Annotated in this window: 11 protein-coding genes; 10 read left to right on the top strand and 1 reads right to left on the bottom strand. The window is 44.3% G+C overall.

The window, feature by feature from the left end; genetic code table 11:
- The first annotated feature begins 1 nt into the window (after window position 1).
- From flgJ to M4S28_RS05275, 4 genes are all read left to right on the top strand, one after another.
- Window positions 2–943: a flagellar assembly peptidoglycan hydrolase FlgJ gene (gene flgJ / locus M4S28_RS05260; RefSeq protein ID WP_108086865.1), complete on the top strand. Its 942-nt coding sequence runs from the start codon at window positions 2–4 to the stop codon at window positions 941–943.
- 220 nt (window positions 944–1,163) lie between these two features.
- The gene (flgK, locus tag M4S28_RS05265; RefSeq protein ID WP_017093267.1) at window positions 1,164–3,044 is read left to right on the top strand and encodes a flagellar hook-associated protein FlgK; all 1,881 of its coding nucleotides are present in this window, start codon (window positions 1,164–1,166) and stop codon (window positions 3,042–3,044) included.
- Window positions 3,045–3,053: 9 nt separating this feature from the next.
- A complete protein-coding gene (gene flgL, locus M4S28_RS05270) occupies window positions 3,054–4,244 on the top strand; it encodes a flagellar hook-associated protein FlgL (RefSeq protein ID WP_004736186.1) in 1,191 nt (396 codons plus the stop codon).
- 423 nt (window positions 4,245–4,667) lie between these two features.
- Window positions 4,668–5,804 carry a flagellin gene (locus M4S28_RS05275; protein WP_017076826.1) on the top strand — a complete coding sequence of 379 codons (1,137 nt, stop codon included), beginning with the start codon at window positions 4,668–4,670 and terminating at the stop codon, window positions 5,802–5,804.
- 149 nt (window positions 5,805–5,953) lie between these two features.
- On the opposite strand, the gene M4S28_RS05280 is transcribed toward M4S28_RS05275, so the two are convergent.
- Entirely contained in the window at window positions 5,954–6,277 is a 324-nt protein-coding gene (locus tag M4S28_RS05280; RefSeq protein WP_198594848.1) for a hypothetical protein, read from the bottom strand.
- Window positions 6,278–6,496: 219 nt separating this feature from the next.
- Between M4S28_RS05280 and M4S28_RS05285 the strand changes: the two genes are divergently transcribed.
- The 6 genes from M4S28_RS05285 to fliS all read left to right on the top strand — a co-directional run bounded on the left by M4S28_RS05285 (window position 6,497) and on the right by fliS (window position 12,687).
- A complete protein-coding gene (locus tag M4S28_RS05285) occupies window positions 6,497–7,630 on the top strand; it encodes a flagellin (RefSeq protein WP_004736189.1) in 1,134 nt (377 codons plus the stop codon).
- 637 nt (window positions 7,631–8,267) lie between these two features.
- A complete protein-coding gene (locus M4S28_RS05290; protein WP_004736190.1) occupies window positions 8,268–9,398 on the top strand; it encodes a flagellin in 1,131 nt (376 codons plus the stop codon).
- An 81-nt stretch (window positions 9,399–9,479) separates the two neighbouring features.
- On the top strand, window positions 9,480–9,905 hold the full coding sequence (gene flaG / locus M4S28_RS05295; protein ID WP_004736191.1) for a flagellar protein FlaG: 426 nt from the start codon (window positions 9,480–9,482) through the stop codon (window positions 9,903–9,905).
- A gap of 22 nt (window positions 9,906–9,927) precedes the next feature.
- Window positions 9,928–11,955, top strand: a complete 2,028-nt coding sequence (gene fliD / locus M4S28_RS05300) for a flagellar filament capping protein FliD (RefSeq protein WP_249632427.1) — start codon at window positions 9,928–9,930, stop codon at window positions 11,953–11,955.
- Between the two features lie 3 nt (window positions 11,956–11,958).
- Window positions 11,959–12,264, top strand: coding sequence for a flagellar protein FliT (fliT, locus tag M4S28_RS05305; RefSeq protein ID WP_004736193.1), 306 nt, complete (start codon window positions 11,959–11,961; stop codon window positions 12,262–12,264).
- Window positions 12,265–12,276: 12 nt separating this feature from the next.
- Window positions 12,277–12,687, top strand: coding sequence for a flagellar export chaperone FliS (gene fliS / locus M4S28_RS05310; protein WP_004736194.1), 411 nt, complete (start codon window positions 12,277–12,279; stop codon window positions 12,685–12,687).
- Window positions 12,688–12,692 lie beyond the last annotated feature (5 nt).

Here is a 12,692-nt window from a genome sequence, read left to right on the forward strand (position 1 = left end):
CATGATTAAGAATAACAATGACATCGGCTTTATTCACGACATCGGTAGTTTAGACCGTCTTCGTCAACAAGCCGTAAATGGTGAAGAAGGCAGCGAAAAAGAGGCGCTAACTGCGGCGGCAAAACAGTTTGAATCGATTTTTACTTCGATGCTGTTTAAGTCGATGCGTGATGCTAACTCTAGCTTTAAGTCGGATATGCTGAACAGCCAGAACGAGCAGTTTTATCGTCAGATGCAAGATGACCAAATGGCGAGTGAGTTGAGTGCTTCTGGTTCATTAGGCCTTGCGGACATGATTGTTGCTCAGCTAAGTGCAGGTCAAGCAAGTGATGCGACAGAAGACAAGGTTCGCAGTGAAGGTTTTGATACCTCACTGGAAAGACCTCAGTATTCAGGTCGTTCAGAAGAGAAAGTATCTCAAGTTCAACCAGCATCTGCTATGTCAGCAACAGCCATGTCAGCAGCAAAACAACCCGCTTCATTTGATTCTCCAGAATCGTTTGTTACGTCGATGAAGCCTTACGCTGAAAAAGCGGCGAGCGCACTCGGTGTTGACTCGTCACTGCTACTGGCGCAAGCGGCACTTGAAACAGGTTGGGGCTCTAAGATGATTAAGAACTCTTTGGGCAACAGTAATAACCTATTCAACATCAAAGCAGATAGAAGCTGGAAGGGCGATAAGGTCGCGACTCAAACTCTTGAGTTCCATGGCAAAACCGCCGTTAAAGAGTCTGCTTCTTTCCGTTCTTACTCTAATTTCGAAGATAGCTTTAATGATTACGTGAAGTTCTTGAATGAAAATCCAAGATACGAAACGGCGCTACAGCATCAAGGCAATTCAGAGAATTTCATCAAAGGTATTCATCAGGCTGGTTACGCAACTGACCCTAACTATGCAGACAAGGTTTTACGAGTTAAAGCCAAGATTGATGAGATGAACTAGCGTCATAAATCAACATAGAGAGCTTGCTACTGGCAGGCTCTTTTCTTCTCCGCCCCTTCAGTTCTTACGCGTAATCCATAGTTATCTCCTTACACTTCAATAAATTATCGTCTTTTAACTCTCCATTGTTTGTATTGGCACATATATTGCTTTTATCTTAGTAATATACGGTTGTAGTTAATCAGTTCATTCTGGTTTTGTTAAGTTTTTGGGGGGCATTATGGCGTCGGATCTTCTGAATGTAGGGGCACAAAGTGTTCTTACGGCTCAGAGACAGCTCAACACCACAGGTCATAACATTTCTAACGCCAACACAGAGGGCTATAGCCGCCAGTCTGTGATTCAAGGTGTGAATGACCCGCGCCAGTACGGTGGGCAATCCTACGGTATGGGTGTGCATGTGGAAAATGTTCGCCGCTCTTGGGATCAGTTTGCCGTCAAAGAACTTAACTTATCGACAACCAATGCCGCCAACAAAGGCGATACCGAAGCCAACCTCGATATGCTGTCGAGCATGTTGTCGTCGGTCGCTTCAAAGAAGATTCCAGAAAACCTCAACGAATGGTTTGATTCCGTTAAGACTCTCGCCGATACCCCGAATGATGTGGGTGCGCGTAAGGTCGTGTTAGAGAAAGCAGGGCTTGTCACTAAAACCTTGAATGAATTCCATGAAACGGTACGTCAACAGTCTGATTCTACGAATAAAAAGTTAGAAGTCGGCATCGAACGTGTTAACCAAATTGCGGTTGAGATTCGTGATGTTCAGCGTTTGATGATGCGAACACCAGGGCCTCACAATGATTTACGAGATCAGCACGAAAAGCTGATCAATGAGTTATCTGGCTACACCAAAGTGACAGTAACGCCACGCTCTAATGCGGAAGGATTTAACGTCCATATTGGTAATGGTCATACCTTGGTTTCTGGTAGCGAAGCCAGTCAACTGAAGTTGGTTGATGGTTTACCTGATACGCATCAGCGTCGACTGGCGATTGTGGAAGGTAAGTCTTTGAAGCCGATCACCAGTAATGATATAGATGGAAAAATCGGTGCCATGCTCGATATGCGAGACGAACATATCCCTGACATCATGGATGAACTTGGACGTTTGGCGACGGCTTTCTCTGAGAAAGTGAACTCACTGCAATCACAAGGTTTAGATCTCAATGGCAATGTTGGCCAAGACATCTTCACCGATGTGAACTCTGAGCGCGTGGCGAAATCACGCGTGACGGCTGGTAGCCAATCAAAGGCTGATGTTGCCGTATATATTGATGACACCTCTGCCTTAAAAGGCGGCGAGTACGGTCTTAAATATGACGGCAGTGACTATGTCGTGACCAAGCCTGACGGTGAAACCGTAAAAGTCAGCACGAATGCAGCAGGCAATGCTTTTTACCTAGATGGTATGCGAGTCGAAGTTCGAAACCCGCCGGAATTGGGTGAGAAGCTGTTACTGCGTCCAACTCGCAACTTTGCTGCTCAGATTCAGATGGAAACCAAAGACCCGAGAGATATTGCCGCACAAAGTTATGAGGCATCGACCACGTTTGCGAAAGGCTCGGCGGGGTTCAAAATCCTAGCGGCCGGTCAATTGCGTGAGTTTGAAGTGATTGTTTCACCAAAAGGTGAGCAGTTTGCCGTGACTGACCCGAAAGGCAATATTTTAATGCAGCCGCAGCCGTACCCACCTGAAGGTCCGGTTACGATTAATGGCACGACTTTCGAGTTGACCGCTGGGGCTGTGGCAAACGATAAATTTACGGCAAACCTTGTCCCATCAGAGGGTGACAACGGTAACTTGCGTAAGCTGCAAGATCTCCAAACCGGTAAGATCTTGAATGATGGTGAGTCTACGATTTTGGACCTTTACCATAACTTGAATACCAACACGGGCCTGAAAGCGTCGACGGCAAATCGCTTAAGCGACATTGCCACCTTAGAAAAAGAATCCGCTCAGGAACGTATTGCTTCAGTGTCGGGGGTTAACCTCGATGAAGAAGCGGCAAATATGATGAAATTTCAGCAAGCGTATATGGCTTCTTCACGCATCATGCAAGCAGCCAATGATACGTTCAATACTATTTTGGCTCTGAGGTAGGAAGTATAAATGTTGAATCGTATTTCTAGCTTCCACAATTACCAATCTGTTCAGAATGACTTGCGCCGTCAAGAGAACAAGATACATCACAACCAAGCACAACTTGCTTCCGGTAAGAAGTTGCAGTCGCCAAGTGATGATCCTCTTGCGACCCACTATTTACAAAATATTGGTCAGCAATCAGAGCAGCTTAAGCAATATAGTGACGCAATCGTCTTGGTTCGTAATCGATTAGAGCATCATGAGGTATTGGTCTCCAACACCGAAGGCTTTGCTGATGAAGCAAAACGAACCGTGATGGAAATGATTAACGGTGCGCTTTCTCCAGAGGACCGTTTAGCGAAGAAACGCGAGATCCAAGAGCTATCAAATAATTTCCTGCATCTAGCTAACTCTCAAGATGAGTCGGGTAACTACACGTTTGCGGGTACTAAGCCGAAGAATCAACCCTTCTTTAGAGATAACCAAGGTAACGTCAGCTATCAGGGCGATGACTATCAGCGAAAGATGCGTGTAGCGAGTAGCTTCGAGATGGCGATGAATGATCCAGGCAGTAAGTTATTTATGGAAATAGATAACCCGTTTGGTGATTACGAACCGCAGTACGAACTCGAACCCGCTTCTGAATTACTTTTGGAACGTGCGACGAACTCAGCTGAAGATGGGTCAACGTATAAAGTGACGTTCGTTGATATGCAGACAGGAAATTATGCTTATCAACTTGAAAAAGATGGCGCAGTGGTGGCCGCAGAAGACTTTGATCCTTCGACTGGCATTGTCTATGAAGGGCTGAATATCCAAATCAAAGGCCAAATCACTAAAGGTGATTCGATCACCTTAGAACCGCGAGAGACTTTCTCTATCTTTGATACGTTCAAAGAAGCTGCTGAGCAGGCTGAAAACCCGGTATCGGATGCATCAGCAACAGCGAAATTGCACCAAGTAACCGAAGAGTTCCACGCCGCGTTTATCCATTTGACCAAGGCGAGAACTGATGTTGGTGCGCGTTTAAGTACGCTGGATATTCAAGAGCAACAGCATGAAGATTTTAAGTTGTCTTTAGCCAAAGCGAAAAGCAACTTTGAAGATTTGGACTACTCGAAAGCCATCATTGAGTTCAATGAAAACTCTCGAGCATTGCAAGCTTCTCAACAAGCGTTTGGTAAAACCAAAGACCTGACCTTGTTTAACTATATTTAATGATCAATCGATATTTAGTGGTGAACTAACACTCACCATTGAAGTTAGATTCTTTGCCGTATGTGCTATGCCGTATGAGCGAATCACTTCAACCTTTGCCGGTTTTTTATACAAGATGTCATCTGTCTGAAAATAGCGGCAAAAAGCGGCAATGGGTCAACGAAGGTACTTTTTGTTCCCCAAGCTAGTTAAACCAAATCGAGTTAAGTTTTAATTTAAGTGATTGATTTTATATATATTAAAAATTAATCGAAACAGTATTAAACTTGGCATATAACTTGTATCTGTATTGGTCATTAAATGATTTATACAGATCTTAAACCCTGCATAGGGTTTAGCGAGTAATACACGGTCAGTGCTTATCCATATGAGAGTAAAGCTGGCCGCTTCGCAGAAAGTTTGCGAACTCATAAGGAGAGCAAAATGGCTATTAATGTAAGCACTAACGTTTCTGCTATGACAGCACAGCGTTACCTGAATAAAGCGTCTAATGATTTAGCGACCTCTATGGAGCGTTTGTCGTCAGGGCATAAAATCAACAGCGCGAAAGATGATGCAGCTGGTCTGCAAATCTCTAACCGTTTAACGGCGCAATCACGTGGTTTAGATGTGGCAATGCGTAATGCCAATGATGGTATTTCAATTGCACAAACCGCTGAAGGTGCGATGAACGAATCAACCAACGTGCTACAACGTATGCGTGATCTGGCGATTCAATCATCAAACGGTACGAACTCGGCAGCGGAACGTACCGCGCTTAATGAAGAGTCTTCGGCACTTCAAGATGAGCTAAACCGTATCGCGGAAACGACCTCGTTTGGTGGCCGTCGTCTGTTGAATGGTTCATTTGGTGAAGCATCTTTCCAGATAGGTTCTAGCTCTGGTGAAGCAATGATTATGGGACTCACTAGTGTTCGTGCTGATGATTTCCGTATGGGCGGTACTACGTTCGATTCTGAAAATGGTAAAGATAAAAGCTGGGAAGTGCCGCCAACCGCGAGCGACCTTAAGTTTGAATTCAGAACCAAAGCGGGTGAAGACATCGTTTTAGATATCAACACCAAAGCGGGTGATGATATTGAAGAGCTTGCTACTTACATTAATGGTCAATCTGATCTTGTGAACGCATCGGTTACCGATGATGGTCGCATTCAACTATTTGTTGCTGAACCTGACCTTGAAGGTGCAATGTCGATCTCTGGTGGCCTAGCATCTGAGCTAGGTATTAAGAGTGAAGGCCGTGCAACATCGGTTCAAGATATCAGCCTGACTAGCGTTGCAGGTTCACAAAACGCAATCAGCGTAATTGATTCTGCAATGAAGTACGTAGATTCACAGCGTGCTGATTTGGGTGCTAAACAGAACCGTCTAAGCCACAGTATTAATAACTTGGCAAACGTTCAAGAGAACGTAGACGCTTCTAACAGCCGAATCAAAGATACGGACTTTGCGAAAGAGACGACGCAAATGACCAAATCACAAATTCTGCAACAAGCAGGTACTTCGATACTTGCTCAAGCAAAACAGTTGCCTAACTCTGCAATGACACTATTGCAATAGTTATTGGTTGAACTTGCTGCTCGTGTTCAGACGTGAGCCATGCAGCAAGGGAAACTGGCAAGCATACTTACTATGAGTGTTTAGCTCTCTCATCTCTCACCTGCTATTCATTTTTACGGTAAGAATGCAACGGCGAGTCAGAAATGTGTTCATTTCTCGATGATCTCCACACAGGCTCTGACCTGCCAACTAGCCCCGGTTCTCTCAAAGGAAAAGGGGCTTTTTCCTTTCTGCTCTTTATCTCTCTGTTTTCTATCTTCTGCTTTTTTGTTTTCCTGTCTTTTGCGTTTCCCACTGGTTTCTAACTTTAGAATTCTGATCTTTAAGTTTCCATTCAACCCATTTTCTTCGTTACAAGTGTTCTGCTTGGCTAAATGAATTGCACAATCTTTATGCCCATCAATGATCTTTGGTGATTGATCATTTCTGAGCGTTGACCATTTTGAACGGTAGTTAGCGTGTTTTTTGAACAAATTAAGATTTATACCCGATTAAACTCTATCGCCTTTTTAGAAAAGTGTGAGATTTAACTTACTGATAAGTAAAAATTTAATATTTTATTTGTGGTTTTTTAAAAGTTTTTCTAAAGCTTCGGGATTTTGAGCCGTTATTAAATGTAACTTTGAGAGAACTACTTGGTTTTCCGAGACGTCGGAAACCGCTATACCGGAAAATCAATTGGAGAAATCACCATGGCAGTGAATGTAAATACAAACGTTTCAGCGATGACTGCGCAACGTTACCTAAACAACGCAAACAGCGCACAACAAACATCAATGGAGCGCCTAGCTTCAGGTTCTAAAATCAACAGCGCGAAAGATGACGCTGCGGGCCTACAAATCTCTAACCGTTTGAACGTTCAGAGCCGCGGCCTTGATGTTGCTGTTCGTAACGCGAACGACGGTATCTCTATTGCACAAACTGCTGAAGGTGCAATGAACGAGACAACCAACATCCTGCAACGTATGCGTGATTTGTCTCTACAATCTTCAAACGGCTCAAACTCAAAATCTGAGCGTGTAGCGATTCAAGAAGAAGTAACAGCACTGAATGACGAACTAAACCGTATCGCGGAAACCACGTCTTTTGGTGGCAACAAGCTGCTTAACGGTACTCACGGTACTAAATCATTCCAAATCGGTGCGGATAACGGTGAAGCGGTAATGCTTCAACTGAAAGACATGCGCTCTGATAACGCTCAGATGGGTGGTAAGAGCTACCAAACTGAGAACGCGAAAGACAAAGACTGGAACGTTCAAGCTGGCGCAAACGACCTAAAAATGTCGTTCACTGATAACTTCGGCCAAGCACAAGAAATCGATGTGTCTGCGAAAGCGGGCGACGACATCGAAGAGCTAGCAACTTACATCAACGGTCAACAAGACTCTGTTAAAGCGTCTGTAACTGAAGACGGTAAGCTGCAAATGTTTACTGGCAACAATAAAGTTGAAGGCGAAGTGGCATTCTCTGGCAGCCTTGCTGGTGAACTAGGCATGCAACCTGGCAAAGATGTAACGGTTGATACTATCGACGTAACATCAGTTGGCGGCGCACAAGAGTCTGTTGCAGTTATCGATGCGGCACTTAAGTATGTAGATAGCCACCGTGCTGAGCTAGGTGCTTTCCAAAACCGTTTCGACCACGCTATCAGCAACTTAGACAACATTAACGAGAACGTTAACGCATCTAAGAGCCGTATTAAAGATACCGATTTCGCGAAAGAAACGACTCAGATGACTAAGTCTCAGATCCTTTCTCAAGCTTCAAGCTCGATCCTTGCTCAAGCGAAGCAAGCGCCTAACTCGGCACTTAGCCTACTAGGTTAATCGATTAAAAAGCCACGTTGCCACGTTGGTTATAAGCGCTGTTGATCATAAGCGTTGTTGATCATAAACGTTAACGTTAGGCTTCCACAAATTAGCTCGTGGTGAGAGATGAGCGCTAAACAGACCCAGCTTCGGCTGGGTTTTTTATTGCCTGCAATTTGGCGAAGGTGTATTTGGAAAAGTGTAATGTTGGTTAATAGAAGCAAAAGCGAGATTCCCTATCACGTTCGTTCCTCACTGTAGGGAATGACGGGAATTGGGAAATGATGATTTCCTCGCTTACTACATCGAAGCAGTCTTTCGTCATCCCAGAATCGAGTAGAACGAGATATCAGGGATCTTTTTTGGTTTTTATATTCAACACCACGCCCATTAATCCGAGCTGAATGGAAACTTTAGCGAATGTCGCTCTATTAATTGAATCCCGATCACACTTTTCTTTGTTGTTGAAAAGAATATGAAAAAAAGCACATTTTTTATTAAAGCTTCTAATTAAGGGGCCGTTAAAGGGATTGAGAGAAATGATATGTACCAATGTAAGGTGAGAGAGACACTGGTGCATAAACAAAATTGACATGTATTTGTGTGAGGTGAGAGTCACATAAGTACATTAAAAAATGCCTAAAGGAGATCAACTATGGCGATTAATGTAAGCACTAATGTGTCTGCAATGACGGCTCAGCGCTACCTAAATAGCGCGGCTGAAGGTACTCAAAAATCAATGGAGCGTTTGTCTTCTGGCTATAAAATCAATAGCGCAAAAGATGATGCTGCAGGCCTACAAATCTCTAACCGCTTAACGTCGCAAAGCCGTGGCCTAGATATGGCTGTGAAAAACGCGAATGATGGTATCTCTATTGCACAGACAGCTGAAGGTGCAATGAATGAGTCAACTAACATTCTGCAACGTATGCGTGACCTTTCTCTTCAATCTTCAAATGGTTCAAACAGCAAATCTGAACGTGTTGCGATCCAAGAAGAAGTCTCTGCTCTAAACACAGAGCTTAACCGTATTGCTGAAACGACCTCTTTTGGTGGTAACAAGCTTCTTAACGGTACTTACGGCAGCCAATCTTTCCAAATCGGTGCAGATTCTGGTGAAGCAGTAATGCTGACTATGAATAACATGCGTACTGACACTCAAGACATGGGTGGCAAGAGCTACGGCGTTACAGAAGGCAAAGATGCTTCTTGGCGTGTAGCTGCAGGTTCTGATCTGACTATCAAATACAACGATAAGTTTGGTGAAGCACAAGAGTTGTCTATTTCTGCGAAGGAAGGCAACGATATGGAAGAACTAGCAACTTACATCAATGGTCAGAGCCAAGACGTTAAAGCGTCAGTTGGTGAAGGCGGCAAACTGCAACTTTTCGCTTCAAGCCAAAAAGTTGAAGGTGATGTTGAGTTCGGCGGCAGCCTTGCTGGTGAACTTGGTATTGGTGCAGCTAAAGACGTTACTGTTAACGACATTGACGTAACTTCGGTTGCTGGCGCGAACGAAGCGGTATCTATCATTGATGGCGCACTAAAATCTGTAGATAGTAACCGTGCTTCTCTTGGTGCTTTCCAAAACCGTTTTGACCACGCAATCAGCAACTTAGATAACATCAACGAAAACGTTAATGCGTCTAAGAGCCGTATCAAAGATACCGATTACGCGAAAGAAACGACAGCAATGACGAAGTCTCAAATCCTACAACAGGCGAGTACTTCTATCCTAGCTCAAGCAAAACAATCACCATCAGCAGCTCTAAGCTTATTGGGCTAAACTTACCTCGGTAAGTAGCGGTAAACTCTACTCTGGGTAGAGTTTTACTGTATGGCTCACAAAGGAGGGAGGGAGACTGTTATGGAAATACCATCCAACGCATCGAACATCCAGCCTTATGGCTCACCTAATGGCATTAAATTTGCAAGCGATGAAGGTAGTAGTGCGTCGAGCACTTCACGACTGAAAGAAGCAACATCTTATGGCAAGGTAGAAAAATCGAAAGAGCAAGCTACCGAAGCGGCGATTCAATTAGCTCAACATCGACAAGAGTTAAACGATGAAGAGCGAGTCAAGATGGTAGAGAAGGTAAACGAGTTTATCTCCTCTCTCAACAAGGGTGTTGCCTTTAAAGTCGATGAAGAGTCGGGGAGAGATGTGGTTACCATTTATGAGACCACAACCGGTGATATTATTCGCCAGATCCCTGACGAAGAAATGCTTGAAATTCTAAGACGCCTAGCAGCCCAAAATTCAAATAGTAGAATATTTGAGGTGAAGGTTTAAGTCGTATTATTGAGGTGGTTTAATGAGTTTTGGCCCAATGGGGATTTCGTCTGGCATGGATATCAATTCCATGGTCAGCAAAATTGTTGATTCGGAGCGTGTACCTAAACAGCAACGAATTGATAATGAACGAACGCGAATCGATACCAGCATTAGTGCCTATGGAAGACTCAGAGAATCCCTTGATTCGATGAAAAACCTGATGACAAACTTTCGTCAGGAAAAAGCTTTTGCTGTGCGAACAGTTGAAAGTACCGATGAAGGTCTTGTCTCTGCAACCGCGACTACCGAAGCGATCGCTGGCAAATATGCCATCGATGTGTTGCAGCTTGCCCAGAGTCATAAAGTGGCTTCTGATGTACTGTCAGAGGACATGAAATTTGGCCCAGGTAAGCTGCAGGTTTCGCTTGGTGATGACAGCTTTGATGTGCAAGTTGGCGACAGATCGAAACTTATCGATGTCGTTCGCAGTATAAACGGCGCAGATAGCAATCCAGGCGTTCGTGCATCTATTATTAATGATGTCGAAGGCCCACGACTTATTGTCGCCTCGAACCAGTCTGGTTCAGATCAGCAGATCAGCATTAATGTAGAGTCTGATGCTGCTAACCCTCTAAAAAAACTCGAATACAAAACTCTAGAAGAGCGTGTGAAGGCGCTTGAGAAAGCGCGCCTTGCTGCTCAAGATGTTCTTGCTCTAACCCCTGCAGGAAAAGCCGTTGAACTCATCGATGAAGCGATCGCTAACGATGACCTAAATGCGAGTGAAAAACTCGATGAAGACGGAAATGTTACCCCAGCAACCCAAACCGATTCTGCCTCAGATGTTGACGGAGACTCTCAAAGTCTTAGCTACGGCGAGCAAGCTGCAGCAGATGGTCAAGCTGCCCTAGACGCAGCTCAGGCGTCAAAGTCTGTGATGCCCGAAGACAATATCCCAGGTTGGACTGAGACAGCCTCAGGAACTCTTTTAGATTCTTACTACACACCAGAACTTGAGCTTGATGAAAAAGCGATAGAGAAGGCGCCTGACGTGCCGGGGTGGTCAAATGCTGCCTCGGGTACTCTGACCGATTCCTACGTGACGCCGAAAGAAGCTCAGCAAAAGCTGGAAGCTGAACAAGCGCGAATCGAAGATAAAATTTCACAAGAAAAAGCCGATTTGGCTGAGAAAGTTCAAAAAGGCGAATTGACCGCGGAACAAGCCAAAAAAATTGAGCGTGCGAAATTAGAACCCGAAGAGCGTGAGCTTTTAGAGAAAGTCGATAAAGTGCAAGCTGACCTCGAACAGGCACAACAGTCTTTTGATACCTACAGCGGTATGGCTGAAGTTCAGGCGGGGCAAGATTCAATGGTCGTTCTAGACGGTGTTGCACAGCTTTCGAGTAATAACAATGTGATTGAAGATGCCGTAGAAGGTATCGATATTACGGTGAAAGGCAAAACGCCAAAAGATAAGCCACCGGCCGAAATCGGTGTTGAGTACGACCGTAATAGTGTGCGCCAAGACATTGAATCTTTCGTTAACTCTTACAATCAGTTTTATCAAGTATCTAAGAACTTGGCGGGTGTTGATCCAACGACTGGCCAAAAAGGGCCGCTTTCTGGCGACAGTACTGTACGTAATGCCGACTCGCGATTGAAAGGGGTGTTCTCATCAAGTATTGAAGGCGCGCCTGCTAATCTCAAGTCATTGACTGAATTTGGTATCACGACCACAAGGCAAGGCTCGCTAGAAATTAACTACGACATGCTTGATCGTCAACTTAATAATAACTTCGATAAGTTGGGTGAGTTCTTTGGCGGCAACAACGGTTTCGCCAAAAAAGTGGAAGATGCGATTCAAGGTATCACTGGTATCACAGGTTCGATTCGTACTAGAGAAAAGAGCTTAGTCGAGCAAAACTACCGCTTGGTTGATGACCAAAGCGCACTCGATCGACGCATGGACAGCCTAGAAAACCGTACACATTCTAAGTTTACTGCCATGCAAGATGCGACTAGCAAGATGCAATCCCAGCTGGGCAGTATGATGAATGCGTTGGGCTAATAGATGAACAGTCAGCTGCAAGAGCTTTGTGAACTAGATCAATTAATTATCTCTAAGCTTGAATTTAGTGAAATTAATGCTGAAGAAATAACGCGGCTTGTCGATAACAGAGAACAGTTATTGCAAAACGTGCTTCAAATAATCGACTCACACCCCGACGTTAAGCAAAGTTCTGAATGGTTTGAAGCCATTACCAGAACCAGAAAATTAGTCGAATTGATGCAGTCTGAGACGAGTCGAGTAGGTAAGACCCTACACAAGTACCGTCACGGCGCTAAATCAGTTCAACAATACAAAAAGTTTTTATAAAAGAGGTTTACTATGCGCGGTTCTTTACAGGCATATAAAAAGGTATCAGTGGATAGTCAGCTAACAGCTGCCTCACCGCATAAGATTGTACAAATGCTAATGGCAGGTGCTATCGAGCGCTTGATTCAAGGTAAAGCGGCAATGCAAGCGGGCAACATCCCAGTGAAAGGCGAGCGACTTGGTAAGGCTCTGGATATCATTATTAGCCTACGTAGTTGCCTGTCTATGGACGATGGTGGCGATATTGCGAAAAACCTAGATCAACTTTATGAGTTCATGATCACGCAAATTTCTGCGGCAAATCACAAAAATGACCCACAGCCTATTGATGATGTTATCGATATTATCCGCGAAATTAAGAGCGCTTGGGACCAAATTCCGAACGAATATCACAACTTGACGTCTGCTGACGTAGGTATTTAAAGAAA

It is taken from the genome of Vibrio sp. J383, assembly GCF_023503985.1.
Taxonomy (GTDB): Bacteria; Pseudomonadota; Gammaproteobacteria; order Enterobacterales; family Vibrionaceae; genus Vibrio; species Vibrio splendidus.

Coding starts and splice junctions, on each gene's coding strand:
- flaG (WP_004736191.1), top strand. CDS start 9,480: ATGGAAATACCATCCAACGCATCGAACATCCAGCCTTATGGCTCACCT.
- flgL (WP_004736186.1), top strand. CDS start 3,054: ATGTTGAATCGTATTTCTAGCTTCCACAATTACCAATCTGTTCAGAAT.
- fliS (WP_004736194.1), top strand. CDS start 12,277: ATGCGCGGTTCTTTACAGGCATATAAAAAGGTATCAGTGGATAGTCAG.
- M4S28_RS05290 (WP_004736190.1), top strand. CDS start 8,268: ATGGCGATTAATGTAAGCACTAATGTGTCTGCAATGACGGCTCAGCGC.
- M4S28_RS05275 (WP_017076826.1), top strand. CDS start 4,668: ATGGCTATTAATGTAAGCACTAACGTTTCTGCTATGACAGCACAGCGT.
- M4S28_RS05285 (WP_004736189.1), top strand. CDS start 6,497: ATGGCAGTGAATGTAAATACAAACGTTTCAGCGATGACTGCGCAACGT.
- fliD (WP_249632427.1), top strand. CDS start 9,928: ATGAGTTTTGGCCCAATGGGGATTTCGTCTGGCATGGATATCAATTCC.
- fliT (WP_004736193.1), top strand. CDS start 11,959: ATGAACAGTCAGCTGCAAGAGCTTTGTGAACTAGATCAATTAATTATC.
- flgK (WP_017093267.1), top strand. CDS start 1,164: ATGGCGTCGGATCTTCTGAATGTAGGGGCACAAAGTGTTCTTACGGCT.
- flgJ (WP_108086865.1), top strand. CDS start 2: ATGATTAAGAATAACAATGACATCGGCTTTATTCACGACATCGGTAGT.